This is a genomic window from Pantoea sp. R102, from assembly GCF_004916815.1.
Taxonomy (GTDB): Bacteria; Pseudomonadota; Gammaproteobacteria; order Enterobacterales; family Enterobacteriaceae; genus Pantoea; species Pantoea dispersa.
The window spans coordinates 1-16,900 of record NZ_SDFT01000129.1; the positions used below are offsets into that span (position 1 = coordinate 1).

15 protein-coding genes and 1 pseudogene are annotated in these 16,900 nt (G+C 55.3%); 10 read left to right on the forward strand and 6 right to left on the reverse strand.

Annotation, left to right across the window (positions count from 1 at the left end; translation table 11 throughout):
- A pseudogene (locus tag ERD80_RS14125) lies at window positions 1-284 on the reverse strand (alpha/beta hydrolase); the annotation flags it as partial.
- A 315-nt stretch (window positions 285-599) separates the two neighbouring features.
- Here ERD80_RS14125 and yddG point away from each other — a divergent pair.
- Complete coding sequence (gene yddG, locus ERD80_RS14130) at window positions 600-1,514, forward strand: aromatic amino acid DMT transporter YddG (RefSeq protein ID WP_136547317.1); 915 nt, start codon at window positions 600-602, stop codon at window positions 1,512-1,514.
- Window positions 1,515-1,561: 47 nt separating this feature from the next.
- Here the strand turns inward: yddG and ERD80_RS14135 are convergent, their stop codons facing one another.
- A complete protein-coding gene (locus ERD80_RS14135; protein ID WP_136547319.1) occupies window positions 1,562-2,530 on the reverse strand; it encodes an AraC family transcriptional regulator in 969 nt (322 codons plus the stop codon).
- 112 nt (window positions 2,531-2,642) lie between these two features.
- Here ERD80_RS14135 and ERD80_RS14140 point away from each other — a divergent pair, with 112 nt between their 5' ends.
- From ERD80_RS14140 to ERD80_RS14155, 4 genes are all read left to right on the forward strand, one after another.
- On the forward strand, window positions 2,643-3,284 hold the full coding sequence (locus tag ERD80_RS14140) for an HD domain-containing protein (protein ID WP_136547321.1): 642 nt from the start codon (window positions 2,643-2,645) through the stop codon (window positions 3,282-3,284).
- Between the two features lie 601 nt (window positions 3,285-3,885).
- On the forward strand, window positions 3,886-4,620 hold the full coding sequence (locus ERD80_RS14145) for a gluconate 2-dehydrogenase subunit 3 family protein (protein ID WP_136547322.1): 735 nt from the start codon (window positions 3,886-3,888) through the stop codon (window positions 4,618-4,620).
- The gene (locus tag ERD80_RS14150; protein WP_136547324.1) at window positions 4,617-6,392 is read left to right on the forward strand and encodes a GMC family oxidoreductase; all 1,776 of its coding nucleotides are present in this window, start codon (window positions 4,617-4,619) and stop codon (window positions 6,390-6,392) included. Before ERD80_RS14145 ends, ERD80_RS14150 begins: the two co-directional genes overlap by 4 nt.
- An 18-nt stretch (window positions 6,393-6,410) precedes the next feature.
- The gene (locus ERD80_RS14155) at window positions 6,411-7,706 is read left to right on the forward strand and encodes a cytochrome c (protein ID WP_136547326.1); all 1,296 of its coding nucleotides are present in this window, start codon (window positions 6,411-6,413) and stop codon (window positions 7,704-7,706) included.
- Window positions 7,707-7,818: 112 nt separating this feature from the next.
- On the opposite strand, the gene ERD80_RS14160 is transcribed toward ERD80_RS14155, so the two are convergent.
- From ERD80_RS14160 to ERD80_RS14170, 3 genes are all read right to left on the reverse strand, one after another.
- Window positions 7,819-8,886, reverse strand: coding sequence for a mechanosensitive ion channel domain-containing protein (locus ERD80_RS14160; protein ID WP_058759073.1), 1,068 nt, complete (start codon window positions 8,884-8,886; stop codon window positions 7,819-7,821).
- Window positions 8,887-9,303: 417 nt separating this feature from the next.
- A complete protein-coding gene (locus ERD80_RS14165; RefSeq protein ID WP_058759072.1) occupies window positions 9,304-9,882 on the reverse strand; it encodes a YceI family protein in 579 nt (192 codons plus the stop codon).
- A gap of 281 nt (window positions 9,883-10,163) precedes the next feature.
- Window positions 10,164-10,541 carry a helix-turn-helix domain-containing protein gene (locus tag ERD80_RS14170; protein ID WP_021509005.1) on the reverse strand — a complete coding sequence of 126 codons (378 nt, stop codon included), beginning with the start codon at window positions 10,539-10,541 and terminating at the stop codon, window positions 10,164-10,166.
- A gap of 101 nt (window positions 10,542-10,642) precedes the next feature.
- Between ERD80_RS14170 and ERD80_RS14175 the strand changes: the two genes are divergently transcribed.
- Window positions 10,643-11,371, forward strand: a complete 729-nt coding sequence (locus tag ERD80_RS14175; protein WP_136547335.1) for a 3-oxoacyl-ACP reductase family protein — start codon at window positions 10,643-10,645, stop codon at window positions 11,369-11,371.
- A gap of 58 nt (window positions 11,372-11,429) precedes the next feature.
- On the opposite strand, the gene ERD80_RS14180 is transcribed toward ERD80_RS14175, so the two are convergent.
- The gene (locus ERD80_RS14180) at window positions 11,430-12,209 is read right to left on the reverse strand and encodes a MipA/OmpV family protein (RefSeq protein WP_136547327.1); all 780 of its coding nucleotides are present in this window, start codon (window positions 12,207-12,209) and stop codon (window positions 11,430-11,432) included.
- Between the two features lie 125 nt (window positions 12,210-12,334).
- Between ERD80_RS14180 and ERD80_RS14185 the strand changes: the two genes are divergently transcribed.
- From ERD80_RS14185 to ERD80_RS14200, 4 genes are all read left to right on the forward strand, one after another.
- Complete coding sequence (locus tag ERD80_RS14185; protein ID WP_021509002.1) at window positions 12,335-13,030, forward strand: response regulator transcription factor; 696 nt, start codon at window positions 12,335-12,337, stop codon at window positions 13,028-13,030.
- Entirely contained in the window at window positions 13,027-14,199 is a 1,173-nt protein-coding gene (locus ERD80_RS14190; RefSeq protein ID WP_136547329.1) for an ATP-binding protein, read from the forward strand. Before ERD80_RS14185 ends, ERD80_RS14190 begins: the two co-directional genes overlap by 4 nt.
- Before the next feature lie 97 nt (window positions 14,200-14,296).
- Entirely contained in the window at window positions 14,297-15,466 is a 1,170-nt protein-coding gene (locus tag ERD80_RS14195; protein ID WP_136547331.1) for an efflux RND transporter periplasmic adaptor subunit, read from the forward strand.
- The coding region (locus ERD80_RS14200; protein WP_136547333.1) for an efflux RND transporter permease subunit at window positions 15,450-16,900 on the forward strand (1,451 nt) is incomplete at its 3' end. The genes ERD80_RS14195 and ERD80_RS14200, both read left to right, overlap by 17 nt.

Below are 16,900 nucleotides of genomic sequence, written 5' to 3' on the forward strand. Positions count from 1 at the left end.
CCCTGTGCGCCCTGCGGTTTTACGATATTCAGCTTAATGGGCTGGCCGTTTACCTGAATGGTTTTTTCAGTGACGTCGGCCGGCGGCAGCGTTACGCCCTTCTGCGCATCAATCAGGACCTGGCGCGCCGCCTGCGGTGACAGTTGCTCAATCGGTTTGCCGCCGCTGCTGTTCAGCGCCTGTAAAAACTGCTGCACGTGACGTTCAGGTTGTGGTGCGTCAGCAAAGCTATTAACAGATGCAGTAGCCATCGCCATGGCAAGCAGAGAGTGTTGTAATTTCATGGTGTTACTCCTTTAATATTTTTTGCGATTATATTGCACGCTATTTAAATGATAATGACTTGATGGTCGTGTTCTGAACTGAGACTGAATTTATATAGTGCACTATTTAATAGCAAGTTATTTTTTAGCGAAGATTTACATCACTGCTCTATTACACTGATTTTAATCAGAATATTATTTCAACTTTTTGTCTGCAGACGAGTGCGCTTTCCGGCCAGTCACATCGGCAACCTGCAGATTCATCTTGTCTGCGTCCCCGCCAGCCGCCACACTGGCGAGCACGCCGCGATTTTTCACACATTGAGGTAACGGGTAATGCCGCAGAGTAAAGCTACCCTGACTGGTCTGCTGGCCATTCTGCTGTGGAGCACGATTGTAGGATTAATAAAAAGCGTCAGTGAAAGTTTTGGTCCGGTAACCGGTGCCGCGCTGATTTACAGCGCCAGCGCCCTGCTGTTGCTGCTCACCGTGGGTTTTCCTGACCTGCGCCAGTTTCCCCGCCGCTATTTGCTGATCGGCAGCCTGCTGTTTGTCTGCTATGAGCTCTGCCTGTCGCTGTCGCTGGGTTTTACTCATAGCGGCCATCAGGCGATTGAAGTCGGCATGGTTAATTACCTGTGGCCGGCGATGACCATCGTTTTAACGGTGATGGTTAACCGGCAAAAGACCAGCCCGTTGATTATTCCCGGCCTCCTGCTGGCCGTCGCCGGTATTTGTCGGGTACTGAGCGGAGATCGGGGGTTTTCACTGGGCGAAATGATCGACAACGTGATGGATAATCCGCTCAGTTATGGTCTGGCATTTGGCGGTGCGATGATTTGGGCGGTTTATTGCGTGGTGACAAAAAGTAGCGCTAAAGGCAGTAACGGCATCACGCTGTTTTTCATCTTAACTGCGCTGACGCTGTGGCTGAAATCGCTGCTATCACCGCAGCCGCCCGTGGTGTTTTCGCTACAGGCGTGCATCAGCCTGGCGCTGGCAGCGATGGCGATGGGGCTTGGCTATGCGGCGTGGAACGTCGGCATTTTGCACGGCAATGTCACGCTGTTAGCCGCAGCTTCCTACTTTATCCCTATCATTTCGTCGCTGATAGCCGCTTTTATCCTTAACTCCAGCCTGACCTTCTCCTTCTGGCAAGGCACGGCGATGGTTTGCCTCGGTTCGCTGCTCTGCTGGTGGTCAACGCGCGGGACTGCAACGCATAAGCTGGAAAGCAACACGCTGGAATAAGCGGCTGGATGGCGCAGCCGGACGAGAATACAGACAGTGGTGCAGACTCAGCGCGGCGGCGGGAACATTTTGCGATACAGCGACGGCGTCATGCCGGTTACTTTGACAAACGCGCGGCGCATCACATCGGCACTGTGATAACCGCAGGCCGCCGGGATCGCTTTTAGCGGCAGCTCACCGGCATCCAGCAAAGCCCGCGCGTGGCTGATGCGCGCCTGCTCCAGCCATGCGCCAGGCTGGATCTGCATTTCCTGCTGAAACAGACGCGCTAAATGCCGCGTACTGAGGTGCATGTGCGCCGCCAGGTCTTCCAGCCCGCGAATCTGTGCCAGATGCGCGATTGCCCAGCGCTGCATCTCCTGAAAGGCGCTGCGTCCGGCCAGGGACAACTGCTGTTTACGCACAAAATGTCCCTGTGTCACCGGGCGCTGGAAGAACATCACCAGGCTGGCGGCCACCTCCTGCGCCAGCTCGCGCCCGAGATCCTCTTCCACCAGCCGCAGCGCCAGATCCAATCCGGACGTCACGCCCGCCGCCGTGCGTAATGCACCATCCGCCACATATAGCGCATCGGCTTCGACCTGCGCATCGGGTAGCAGTAATGCCAGCCGTTCCGCACACGCCCAGTGAGTAGTGACTTTCCTGCCGTTCAGCAAACCCGTTTGCGCCAGCAGCAGCGCCCCGGTACACACCGAGCCGTAACGCTGGCTGCGCTGACAGAGCGCGATAATCTGCTGGCGCTCACTGGCGGAAAGCTGCATCTGGCTGGCGTCAGGTGCTCCGGCGACCAGAAAGGTATCGGCGCGATGCTGTGTCGCCGCAGTTAGCGCAACGTCGGCTTCCAGCCGGACACCAGACGAGCAGCGGATGCTGGTGTGCTGCAGCGACATCACGCTGAGCTGATACACCTGACGATGCAGCAGCCGATTTGCCTCGGCAAACACATCCAGCGGCCCGGAAATATCCAGCAACTGGGCGCCGGGAACGGCCAAAAGGGTAATGTGATGGTGAGTCATTGTCTGGCTGTCCGCTTAAATCGCAATGTCTGAAATCATCGTTAAACAGAGATTCATGACATTGTCGCGCGGCTTTATGCTGAACGCAACTTTACTAAGCGGAGACATCACCATGAGTTTTACTCTTAACGGCATTCGTATTCCGGACAGCAAAATGGCGCGCGATGCTACCGCGCTGGTACGTGACATCGAATCGGATCTGTTATTTCATCACTCCAGCCGCGTTTTTTACTGGGGCGCTTTGGCAGGTCAGCGACTGGGGGTCAAAGTGGATGCCGAGCTGCTTTACGTTGGCTGCATGTTCCATGATGTGGGCCTGACGCAACAGCATTGCAGTTGCGATAAGCGCTTTGAAGTCGATGGCGCCAATGCGGCGCGCGATTTTCTGCAACATTACGGGGTTGCCCAGGCGGATATTGATAAAGTGTGGACGGCGATTGCCCTGCACACGACGCCCGGCATTCCGCAATTTATGGCCGGGGAAATCGCCCTGGTGACGGCCGGCGTTGAGATGGATGTGCTGGGTATTGACTATGATCACTTCAGCGATGAGCAACGTGAAGCCGTGGTGCAGCAGCATCCCCGTCCGGCACAGTTTAAAGAAGAAATTATCCAGGCATTTTATGAAGGCATTCAACACAAACCGGCGACGACTTTCGGCAACGTGAAAGCTGATGTCATTGCTGATAAGCAACCGGCATTTCGCCCGATGAATTTTTGCCGGATTATCCGCCAGTCGCGCTGGACGGGTTAACATGGACAGCGGAGATAGCTCACCGCGAACGGGAGAAATGGCGACGGAAGCGTGCGCTGTGAATCCCGGCAACAAAATTAACTCATCGAACATTGTCAGCAGGAGAGAATTTTCGTTGCTACTATAGTGACGCAACACACAGCTCAAGCGTTGCGACGAGAATTTTTCCTGTAGTTTTTTGTTATGCCCGCTCTGCGGGCATTTTTTTATGCCAGAAATAGACTGCCGTCCCCTGCCCCTGCCGCTGCCGTGCTGCCTGGTGTCCGCTGGACGTTTTGCCGGTAGCGGATGTTAATGAAAACGACCATTTCATAACAATTCGCCCACCACGCATGTATATCTTCGTTACAAATAGGGTGACGAAATGACCTTGTTTCATATGGTACAACACTGTTTCACCATGTAAAATCGCAACGACTATCCAGTAAGACTGCTTACAGCATGCATCGATCCCTGAGAGATCGGGCTGCCGCATGGCCAGAGGATTGAATACAGAAAAACAATTAGTTGAGGTTATTTATTATTCCCCTGGGAAAGAAAGGGGGTGGGCAAAAAGCAAGTAGTGCAAAGCGCCATGTCTTTGTACTCAGGAATCATTTGAATGAAATCAAAAGAGCAACCAATCAAAACATCCAGAAGGTCATTTCTGCAGAAAACCCTCTCTGTCATCCCCTTCACCGCGCTTGCAGGCACCACAGCAGTCAGCGCGATGGCTTCTGCAGCTCCGGCTACAGAAAAAAGTGAGACCTATCACTACGTTCCGGTATTTTTTAATAATGACGAATGGCGATTTATTTTATCCGCAACGGACCTGCTGATTCCTGAAGACGAATTCGGTCCCGGTGCGGTGAGTGAAGGCGTGCCCGTTTACATCGATAAGCAAATGGAATTGCCTTATGGCTATGGTTACCTGTGGTATATGAGCCCGCCATTTCAGGAGTCGATTCCTGAGATGGGATACCAGACTAATCTGGTGCCACGGGAAATTTACCGCCGGGGAATTATCAACCTGAACAAATACTGCCGTGAAAATTTCCAGAATAACTTCGCAGATTTAAGCAAAGAAAAACAGGAAGCGATTTTACACGATCTGGAGTCGGGAAAAATCGTGCTTGATACTATTTCAGGCAAGTTATTTTTCTCTCAGTTACTACAGAACACTAAAGAAGGTTATTTAGCCGATCCGGTGCATGGCGGTAATCAAACCATGGCATCCTGGAAATTGATTGGTTTCCCGGGCGCGCGCGCGGACTTTATTCAGGTTATGGAGAATCCCGACAAACCTTATCCTTTAGGCCCTGTAAGTATTTCTGGCAAGTATGGTGCAAAAAAATGACGATTAAAAAAGAACCTGTAGATGTAGTTATTGTTGGCTTTGGCTGGGCTGGTTCGTTGATGGCGATGGAATTAGCCTCAACCGGATTAAAAATTGTTGCGCTTGAACGGGGAGAACAACGAGATACTTACCCTGACTTTGCCTATCCCCGTATCATTGATGAACTGACATATGGTGTCAGGCTAAAACTTTTTCAGAACATATCCAAAGAGAGCGTGACGGTGCGGCATACCACTAAAGATACCGCTTTACCTTATCGCCGCATGGGTTCTTTTTTACCCGGCGACGGCGTGGGCGGCGCTGGCGTACACTGGAATGGTCTGCTTTGGCGGCCACTGGAAGCGGATCTCCGACTGAAAACCGTGGTGACTGAAAAATATGGTGCCAGTTTTATTCCTGAGGGTATGACGCTGCAGGACTATCCTTTCAGCTACAGTGAAATAGAACCCTATTTTGATAAGTTTGAGAAAATTTGTGGTGCTTCAGGCCAGGCCGGGAACCTGAATGGCAATATCATCGAAGGTGGTAACCCCTTTGAAGCGCAACGCGCGAATCCTTTCCCGACCAAACCGTTGCTTTACCAGTATTCTGCCATGCTGTTTGAAAAAACCACGAAAGAACTGGGCTACAATCCCTTCCCGGGTCCCGCCGCCATCTGCACTGAGGCATATACCAACCCGTACGGCGTTGCGCTGGGCGTCTGTAACTATTGTGGTTTTTGTGAAAAATTCGGTTGCTATAACTATTCTAAAGCGTCGCCACAAACCAGTGTTATTCCCGCCCTTAAGCAATACGATAACTTTGAATTGCGCTGTAAATCACATGTGCTTCGCGTCAATAAAGACAACACGGGGAAACTGGCGACTGGCGTAACCTATATTGATGAAAATGGCAGTGAAGTCGAACAACCCGCAGCGATGGTTATCCTCAGCGCCTTCCAGTTGCATAATGTCCGGCTGCTTTTGCTGTCTAAAATCGGTAAGCCTTATAATCCCGAGACAGGCGAAGGCGTGGTTGGCAGGAATTATGCCTATCAAATGTTAGGCGGCGCAAAACTGTTCTTCAACAAAGAGACCTACTTTAACCATTTTGCCGCCACCGGTGCGTCAGGCGCCTATATTGATAATTACAACAGTGAAAACTTCGATCACTCTGCTGCAGGCTTTATTGGTGGCAGTACGGTCTCTGCGCATGTTACCGGCGCCCGGCCTATAGAGCAAACTGTCACGCCTAAAAATGCGCCTAAATGGGGCAGCGGCTGGAAAAAAGCAATCAGGGATAGCTACCTGCATAATATGAGCATTGGCGTCAGTTCATCTGTCATGCCTTATAAGCAATGTTATCTTGATCTTGACCCGACCTATACCGATGGTTATGGGCTGCCTTTATTAAGAATGACGTTTGACTGGCAGCAGAATGAACTCAAAATGACCCAGTTCATGGCAGGCAAAACGGAAAATATCATTAAGGCTATCGGGCCAGATTCTTACGACATGGGCTTCAAAAACTTATCTACGCATTACGATGTTCGTCCTTATCAATCTACCCATACCACCGGTGGCGCCATAATGGGTGACAGCCCGGCGACCAGCGTGGTGAATAAATATCTGCAGTGTTGGGACGTGTCCAACGTGTTCGTGGCCGGTGCCAGTTGCTTCCCACAAAACCATGCATACAACCCCACGGGAATCGTCGGCGCAACCACGCTATTTTCAGCTAACGCAATCAAAACGATTTATCTGAAAAATCCAGGCCCAATGGTTCAGGCTTAAGGGGATAAGGATAAGAAGATGAAAATGACCTGTTTGAAATGGCTGTCCTTACTAACACTATTCTGTGCTTTATCCTCTGCAGCGGAAGATGTCTCTCCGGAACTCATCAGCAAGGGTAAATATATTGCCACTGCCGGAGATTGCGTTGCCTGTCACTCGATTGCCGGAAAAGAGAGCTTTACCGGCGGATTAAAAATGATGACGCCGGTTGGCGCAATTTATTCGACTAATATCACCCCGGATAAAGCCACCGGTATTGGCGAATACACCTATGACGACTTTGCTAAAGCATTACGTCAGGGAGTAGCGAAAGACGGGCGACATTTGTATCCAGCGATGCCTTATACGGCTTATGCCAAAGTTAACGATGAAGATATGCATGCTTTGTATGCTTACATGATGCATGGTGTAACGGCGGTTCACGCGGAAAACAGAAAAAGCGATATTCCATGGCCACTGAATATGCGCTGGCCACTGGCCCTGTGGAATCTGGCTTTCCACGACGATAACGCTTACGCAGCGGATACCACCAAAAGTGCGGAGTGGAATCGTGGCGCTTATCTGGTGCAGGGATTGGGTCACTGCGGCACCTGTCATACCCCGCGTGGCATTGCTTATCAGGAAAAATCGTTAGATCAGCAGGGCAAAACGTACCTGACCGGCGGGACACTGGAGGGCTGGCATGCCCCGGATCTGACCGGCAACGCGAAGTCGGGACTCGGCAGTTGGTCAAATGAAGATATTGCGTTATTTCTGAAAACCGGTCGTACCAACACCTCAGCCGCGTTCGGTTCTATGACGGATGTGGTAGAGCACAGCACACAATATCTCAGCCAGGCCGATCTTGCTGCGGTGGCGAGCTATTTGAAGTCACTGCCGGCTTCCGCACCTGATATGCCGTCTGCGCCATCCGCCGATACCACCACTGCCGCGCTTATCCGGGGAGACATCAGCGTACCTGGTTCACGGCTGTACATGGATAACTGCTCAGGTTGCCACCGCCTGGATGGCAAAGGCTACGCCAAAACCTTCCCTTCTCTTGCCGGTAACTCAGCAATCCTGAGTGATGATCCTTCATCGGTGATTAGCATTGTACTGCGCGGCGGCAAAATGGCTGTCACGAAGGAGGCGGTCACCGGGCTGGCTATGCCTGATTTTGCCTGGCGGCTCAACGATCAGCAGGTGGCGGATCTGGTGACATTCATTCGTAACGGCTGGGGCAATCAGGCACCTGCGGTAAGCGCGGATCAGGTGGCAAAACTGCGTAAAGATCTGCCAAAGGCAGCGGAGGCGGATAAGGAAAAGAGTCAGTAAAAACGGACGGAGAAAACGCCCTGTCAGGGCCCCGACAAGGGCCCTGATAATGACGCCGGATAGCAATGGCAACCTGAGCAATTACCGAGCGATGCCCCATCGCCAGCCTGAACTATGCTTTGTCGGCGTCGGTCAGGGTGGCTCTGACCTGCGGCAAACTCTGCGGGTAATTCTGCTGAATGAATTCAATCATTTTCTCGCGGACGTAGCAGCGTAAATCCCATGCCGTCGGTGAGTTCTGCGCGGTCATCAGTAAACGGATGGTCATGGTTTTTTCCGTGGTATCGGTCACCTGCAGTACCTGAGTTTCGCGATCCCAGAGCCGCGTCTCATTGAGGATTTTTTCAAAATGCTCACGCAACGGCGCCAGCGGCATCGAGTAATCAACATAGAGAAACACAGACCCCAATATTTGCGCATTATTTCGCGTCCAGTTCTGAAATGCATTCTCGGTAAAATAGGTGATGGGCAGCACCAGACGGCGTAAATCCCAGATGCGCACCACAACATAGGTCAGATTGATTTCCTCAATCCAGCCCCACTCCTTTTCGACCACCACCGCATCGTCAATTTTTATCGGTTGGGTGAAAGCAATCTGAATGCCGGCAAACAGATTCACCAGCGACTTTTGCAAAGCGAAACCAATAATAATACCGGCGACACCGGCACCCGCGAGGATGGTGGTGCCGAATTTACGTACACCGGGGAAGTTGAGCAGAATTAAACTCAGGCAAAACAGTACCAGGATGACGATAGCCACTTTTTTAACATAGATTAATTGCGTACGAATTTTACGCGCGCGCAGGTTGTTCGACAGGTTGATATCATAGCGAATAAATAACATATCCTGCGCTACGTTAATCAGGCGAATCAAAATGGAACAGAACGATAAGATGATAAAGATATTAAGCGTGGTGGCGATAAAGCTCAGTGAGCCAGGATCAAGATGCACATAATTCATCCCCATATTGATCAGCAGTAATGGAATGAATAAAAATAACGATCCCCGCAGATGCTTTTCCAGCGATTTAAACAGCTTGCGATCGCGGCTTTGCCAGTAGCGAATAAACCTGAGAAGAATAAAGCGGGCCAGAAAACCCAGCAGTAGCGAGAGTGTGACGAGCAATACAGCAGGTACCCATGTCGGCGCACCAGATAACTCACCTAGAAGTAATGGCATGATATTCCCTTCTGTTCAGCTAACAACCGTGGTTGTCAGATAAGTCACCAAAATCAGTAACCGTTATCGTGCCGGTTATCTGCTAAACCCATGATTTCGCACTTCAGTGGGTAAAAATATAGTTCACTGGCCGCTGTTAGCAGGGGAAAAACCCTTCAGGTCATCGGGTGCTCTGCTGGCGATCATCGCAAGGTTATGAATTGGTGGTTTTTTTCGGCTTTATTGCTAAAGGTCTGAAATTTCAGGCAGGTGATGAGGCAAAGCGTCAGAGGGTGCTGACGAGAAATGCGCTGACAGGCAGTGATGCTGCGTCCGGGGAAGAAGTACAGACAACCTGTTGCGCCAGCTCGCGCTGACCACGCGCATAGCGCAGCAGGTTGATGCAGAGAAAAAGCGCGCGATTAAGCGCGCAATGCCTTATTTGGCGTACGCCTCGGTAGAGAGCGTAATCGTCACTTCGTCGCCCACGGCCGGAACATATTTATCGATTTTAAAATCCGAGCGTTTGATGACGCCGGTGGCATCAAAACCGATCGCCTGCTTTTTAACCATAGGATGCATATCCTGCTTGTTCAGCGTGGCATGCAGCACAACCGGCTTAGTGATCCCTTTGATGGTTAAATTACCCTGCACATCATATTTATTATCGCCTTTACTTTCCACATGGGTGCTGTGGAAGGTGGCCTGAGGATATTTTTTAACGTCAAAATACTCATTACCCAAAAACTCTTTGGTCAGCGCTGGCACATGCGTGTCAATCGTTTTTAACGGCAGGGTCACATTAACCTGTGACTTTTCCGGGTTTTCTTTATCAAAAGCCAGCTGACCGGAAACATCAGAAATATCAGCAGTCGGATGAGAGAAACCAAAGTGATTCCATGCGATCACCACGGAAGTATGTTGCGGGTCAAGGTTATATTCCGTCGCTGCGGCATGTGACAGGGGAACATATAATGCCACCAGAGAAAGCAGCGCCGTTTTTTTCAAAAATTTCATGGAAACATCCTCAAATAATCAAGTGCTAATACTGTAGCGCAAACCTGCTAAGGTGTTATTGAAATCATTTGTTTTACCCATTCAAAATTTTTAACCGTTTTTTCCCGCAAGCAAATAATAACGCAGCGTGAAATTTACTGAAATGACGTAATTAAATTCCGGCGAGTCGAATTTAATAAGTTCATTTTTATGTGGACTAATTTAGCGGCGAGGAGAAGAACGGCAAACCATGTTGAGCATGCGATTAACAGACCGCCTGAATAGCCGGCGGCCGCCACGCTTTATTCTTCGCTGGCACGACGTTGATCATAGACAACCTGTGCCTTTTCAATCGCGTCGCCCTGCTCTCTGGCCCACTTCACCAGCGCAACAAACGGATCCTGCAACGTCTGGCCCAGCGGCGTAATGGCATATTCCACCGCCACCGGGGACGAGGCGATCACGCGGCGGCTGATCAGGCCGTTACGCTCCAGCCGGCGCAACGCCTCCGTCAGTGCCTTGTGGGTAATCGGATCAAGACGGCGCTTAATCGCGTTAAAGCGCGCGGGTTCAGTGCACAGCACGGTCAGAATTAATACCGACCACTTATTGGCGACCTGTTCCAGGATTGGACGGGTGCTGTTGATCTCTGCCAGCAGCGCCGCGATATCAGTCGGCATGGGGTTTCCTTATGTATATCTAATGTAGATAAGGTGCGTAATTGACACTAAATATACGAAATGTATCATCAGCCGTCCACCCCTCTCATTCTGGAGCAGCCATAATGAAACTCGAAGGAAAAGTCGCGCTGGTGACCGGCGGCGGCAGTGGTATCGGCCTCGCCATCGCGCGCCGTTTTGTGCAGGAAGGTGCCCACGTTTTCATCACCGGGCGACGCGAAGCGCTGCTGGCCGAAGCCGTCACGCTGACTGGCGGCCGCATTGAGGCGATAGCAGGCGACCTCACCAGCGCAGACGATGTTGCCCGTCTGTTTGACACCGTGCAGGCCCGCGCCGGACGTCTCGATATTCTGGTGAACTCCTCTGGCGTGGCTGAACCCGCCAGCCTCGAAGAGACCAGCGCAGAGCACTTTGACCGCACGTTCGGCCTCAACGTGCGTGCCATGGTATTCACCGTACAGCATGCGGTGAAGCACATGACGGAAGGCGGTGCCATCGTGCTGGTGGGATCGATTGCGGGCAGCATGGCCAATCCCGGCTATGGCGCTTACTCGGCCAGCAAAGCCGCGGTGCGCGCCTATGCCCGCACCTGGAGCAGCGAACTGGCACCGCGCGGCATTCGCGTCAACACGCTGAGTCCTGGCCCGACGGACACGCCGATGTTTGACCAGGCCAGCGACGAGGTACGACAGACATTCAGCGCGCAGATACCGGCCAAACGCCTCGGCCATCCCGACGAAGTTGCGGCGGCTGCCCTGTTCCTCGCATCGGACGAAAGTGTCTATGTTACCGGCAGCGAACTGGTGATTGATGGCGGTATGTCCGCGTAGTGACTGTCGTGCTGCACAGCGCGCCTGCCGGGCGTTGTGCAGCCACAGAAAACGTTTCTCAGAAGGTATAGCTAAAGCCGACCGTGCCGGTGACCTGATCGCGCCGGGACACGATCGGGCTGTCCGCGGCGCGGTCGCCCAGCCAGCTGTAACCGGCGCTGACCAGCGTGCCCCAGTGAGCATCAAACTGGTGGCTCCAGGTGAGCGTAGTCGCAACACCATAGAAGCCGCCGCCGGCATCGTAGCGTGAAAACCGGCTGCGCCTGCTCTGGACATCGCTCACGCCATACCAGGTATTCATATAACGCGCATCGCCAAACAGCGCCGCCGTCTGCAGTGCAACGGTATCGCTGTCGCGCTGAAGAGGCACCAGCGTAACGGATGCCTGATAGTTCACGCCCTGATCATCGCTGAGCGGCAGCACCGCTTTGCCCTCTGCGCTCAGCCACGGCGTGAGCTGCCAGCCCAGCGCCAGTGCAGTGTTCACCGTCGCACTGATGTTTCCCATGCCTTGCAGCCGGCTGGCGCCGTCCCGCCACGTTGAATCTTTATCGCTTCGGCCGAGGCCGTAACCCAGCGTGTGTTCCAGATAAAACCCGCTGTCGCTCTGCAGGTCGTACCCGATGCCTTTCTGGGCATCAGCAAAAAATGCGCCATCTCTGGCCTGGAAAATCGGTACCGGCTGCACCCGTGTTTTATTCGATCCGCTGTAGCGTGGCGCGAATTGCGCCCCCGCGCCGAGCGTCAGGCTGGTCTGTGCGTCACCATCCGCCCTGGCGGCAGCGGAAATCATGAGTAGCAGATGGGTCATGTACATCAGCGTTTTTCTGGTTATCATCGTGTCACCTCTTTATCGGTCCGTTTACCGCCCCTTGCCCGGGCAGCCGCAGCGCGAAGCCGAAGTATCCCGGGGCTGTGTCAACAAACAGCCAGGGATTTATGAAGAAACTGTCAAGGTGAGTTATGCAGACCAAAAATATCCTGATTATTGAGGACGACGCTGACGCGGCTGAGGTGCTGGAGGCGTATCTGCTACGGGAAAATTATGCGGTGCGTGTTGCCGCGGATGGCCTGAGCGGACTTGAGCTGGCCCTGCGCTGGCAGCCCGATCTGATTTTGCTTGATGTGATGCTGCCCGGCCTGAACGGCACCGAGGTGCTGGCAAAACTCCGGCGCAGCAGCGAGGTGCCGGTGATTATGGTCACGGCCATGGGCGATACGCCCGATCGCATCGGTGCCCTGCGCTACGGCGCGGATGATTATGTGGTCAAGCCTTATCATCCCGGCGAAGTAGTGGCACGCGTGCAGGCAGTGCTGCGGCGCAGCGCGGTAAAAACGCCGCAGGAAGAGATCCTGCGCTGGCAGGGGCTGGAGGTGAACAGCGGCGCGATGACGGTTACCGTCACGCAGGCCTCGGGTAACGTGCTTTGCGTTGATACCACGCCAACCGAATTCACGCTGCTGGTCACGCTGATGCGCGCACCGGTGCGCGCGCTGAGCCGCCCGTTTTTGCTGGAGCAGTGTATGCCGGACAGCGACGCGCTGGAGCGGGTGATTGATACCCACGTATATAACCTGCGCAAAAAGCTGGAAGCGGCCGGTATGGCGGGCGTGCTGCTCAACGTGCGCGGCGTAGGCTACCGGTTCCGCCAGCCATGACAGAAAAATCCCCACAAACGCTCTGGCGCTGGCTTTGTCTGCGCATTCTGACGCTGGCTATCGGTACCGTGGTACTGATTGCTTTGTGCATGTGGCTGCGCTTCACGGTGCAGTACCTGTGGATCACGCACCATATGCCGCCGGCGGTTCTGCATGAATTTCTCGCCCTGCGTGCGCATCCGGAACGCGATCCCGCGCGCTTTCACCAGATCATCGATAGCTGGTGGGGCATACGCTACTCCGACCCGTCCATTGCTTCCTCGGACTGGATCACCGTCGGCATCCTGGTGCTGGTGACCATTCCGTTTATTGCCTATTTCGGGCTGCGCCACGCGCGCCCGCTTTCTGCACAGTTCAGCCAGCTCAGACGAGCGGCAGACCAGGTGACCGCAGGCGACTTCGGTGCGCAGGCGGCGTTAACACCGGCAGCGCCCGCCGAACTGGTGCAGTTCGCGCACAACTTCAACGCGATGACGCGCCAGCTGGCGCGTTACGACAAAGAGCTGCGTACGTCGCATGTCGCCATGGCGCATGAGCTGCGGTCGCCGCTCAACGCCGCCATGGTGCGTCTGCAGGCGCTGCTTGATGGCGTGTTCAGCGCTGACTCACGTCAGCTCGCCCTGATCATGGCGCAGCTCAGTTGTCTGCACCGGCTGATCGATGAGCTGCATCTGCTGTCACTGGCGGATGCCGGCCAGCTCACGCTGGAGAAAGTCCGCTGCAACCCGGCCGATATCCTGCGCGAGCGCCTGCAGTGGATCAAACCGCAGCTGGATGAAGCGCGCATCAGCACCGGGGTAGTGCTGGCTGAAGAGACATTGCTGCCGGTCGATCCGTTCCGACTCGGGCAGGTTTTCACCATCCTGCTGGAAAACGCCCTGCGCTATGCCGGAAGCGGCAGCCAGCTGCAGCTGCGCACGCGCAACACCGTTGATCATTACGAAATCATCGTGCAGGACAGCGGCCCGGGCGTTCCTGCGGCGTTTCTGGCGTTGATGTTTGAGCGCTTTGCGCGCGGTGAGGCGTCACGCGCCCGCCACTCGGGCGGCAGCGGGCTGGGCCTGTCGATTGCGCGGGCGATTTGCCAGGCGCACGGCGGCACGATTAATGCCACGCTGCCGGCAACGGGAGGCTTGCAGGTACAGATTTTGTTGCCGCGCAACGCCTGACGTTGTTGCCCTTCTTGACACGCTCTTGATGGAACATCGCCGGATTCTTGATATTCGCACGGTGTAATGGCGCAAATACCGATAAAGGAATTGCGCCATGACCGACGAGCTTCCCTGCCTGATCAAACAGGGTGTGCGCCACCTGCTTAATCCGCGCCACCTGGTTTCCCTGCTGCCGCTGCTGCCCTGTCTGCTGCTGACGGCCCTGCTGCTTACCGGCTGTGACCGCAAGCGTTCACCCACGCCGCCGCCACCGCGTCCGGTAAAGTTCATCACGGTTGGCCCGCCCACGCCCGCCGGGCAGCAAACCCTGACCGGCGAGATCCGCGCGCACGATGAAACCTCGCTCAGTTTCAGGCTGGAGGGGCGGATTCTGACGCGCAGCGCCGATGTCGGCAGCCGCTTCAGGCAGGGAGAGACGCTCGCGGTGCTTGACAGCCCCGGCGCGCTGAATCAGCTGGCGAGCGCACAGGCGGAGCTGAACAGCAGCCGCGCGGCCGAAAAGGTGGCGGCCCTCAATCTGCACCGCATGCGGCTGCTGATGCCGTCCGGGGCAATTGCCCGTGCTCAGCTCGATAGCGCCAGCGCCGACTGGCAGGCTGCGCTGGCACGGCGGCAGAGCAGTGAAGCGGCATTGAAAAATGCGCAGGATAGCCTGCGCTGGACCCACCTCACCGCGTCTGAGGATGGCGTGGTGACGGGCGTCAGCGCCGCAGCCGGTCAGGTGGTCAGCGCCGGTCAGACGGTGTTTACCGTTGCGACCGGCACAGGCCGTGACGTGGTGTTTGACGTTGCCACACCTGAAACCCTTGATCGCCGGGCCAGTGCCCGCTTCCGCGTTGCGCTATTGCAGAATCCGTCCGTGATGGCCGAAGCGCACCTGCGTGACGTCAGTCCACAGGCCGACGCCCAGACACGCAGCTGGCGGGTGCGCATCACACTGGACAATCCTCCCGCAGAGATGGTGCTGGGCGCCAGCGTCGCCGTCACCCTGCCGCTGATTGACACGACGACGGATGCGGTGATGGCGATTCCGGCCACCGCGCTTACCCGCCAGGCAGGCCAGCCGGCGGTGTTTATTCTTGACCCGGTGAAAAACTGCGTTATCCGGCGCACGGTCGCGATTGCCGGCTACACGGCAGATGCGGTATGGATTCGCGCCGGGATCATGCCGGGCGATCGGGTGATCACGGCGGGCGTCAGAAGCCTGCGTGACGGTGAACGCGTTGCCGGCAGCCAGGAGGATCAGCATGAAACCGGCGTTTAATCTTTCTGCCTGGGCGCTGAAGCAGCAGCAGCTGATGGCCTTTCTTATGCTGCTGATCGTGACAGCAGGGATCGTCAGCTATGAAAAGCTCTCGCGCAACGAAGATCCGGCGTTCACCATCAAAACTGCGGTGGTGTCTGCGCAGTGGCCAGGTGCCGACATCAACGATACGGTCAGACTGGTCACCGATCCGCTGGAGAAAAAGCTGCAGGAAATTCCCTGGCTGGATTATGTGCAGAGTGAAACGCACGCTGGCCGCACGGTCATTTTCGTCAATCTGCGTGACGACACCCCGCCCGCACAGGTGGCCGGCATCTGGTACCAGGTGCGTAAAAAAATGCAGGATGTGACCCCGGCTTTGCCGCAGGGCGTGCAGGGCCCGGCGGTCAACGATGAGTTTGACGATACCTTTGGCACGATTTACGGCTTCACCGCTGACGGTTTTTCCCCGCGTGAGCTGCGGGACCGGGTGGATGATATTCGCCGCGATCTGATGAGTCTGCCGGATGTGGGTAAGATCCAGCTACTGGGCGAGCAGGAAGAGCAACTGGTGGTGGCCTTTTCCCCGCGCCAGCTGTCCGCTATGGGACTGGATTTGCAGCAGGTAGCAGAGGCGCTACGGGCGCAGAATGTCGTGGAGCCGGCGGGCAGCGTGCGCACCGCCACCGATAACATCGCCCTGCGCGTGAGCGGCGCGTTCAACAGCGAGGCGAGCCTGCGGGCGGTTACGCTGCGGGTTAACGATCGCTATGTTCCACTGACGGCGATCGCCACCATCACGCGCCGCCCCGCCGAACCGCCTGCCCCGCTTTTTCGCGTTAACGGCCAGCCGGCCATCGGACTGGCCGTGTCGATGGCCGCCACCGGTAACATGCTGGATTTTGGCCAGGCACTGCGGGCGCGCATTGAGAGCGAAGCCAGCCAGCTGCCGCACGGCATTGAGATGACGCGCATCGCCGATCAGTCAGCGGTAGTACAACAGGCCGTCAGCGGATTTGTCGATGTGCTGGGCGAGGCAGTGATCATCGTGCTGGCAGTTTCGTTTGTCTCGCTGGGACTGCGCGCCGGCCTGGTGGTCGCGGCGGCGATCCCGCTGGTACTCGCCATGACGTTTATCGGCATGCATCTGGCCGGTATCGGCCTGCAGCGCATCTCGCTGGGCGCACTGATCGTAGCGCTGGGCCTGCTGGTAGACGATGCGATGATCACGGTGGAAACCATGGTGGCGCGGCTGGAGGCCGGCGATTCCCGCACTGGCGCAGCGACCTGGGCGTTCAGTACCACCGCCTTCCCGATGCTGACCGGTACGCTGGTGATGATTGCCGGTTTTATTCCGGTCGGCTTTGCCGCATCCAGCGCGGGCGAATATTGCTATACCCTGTTTGCGGTGGTGCTGATGGCGCTCATCAGCTCATGGCTGGTGGCGGTGCTGTT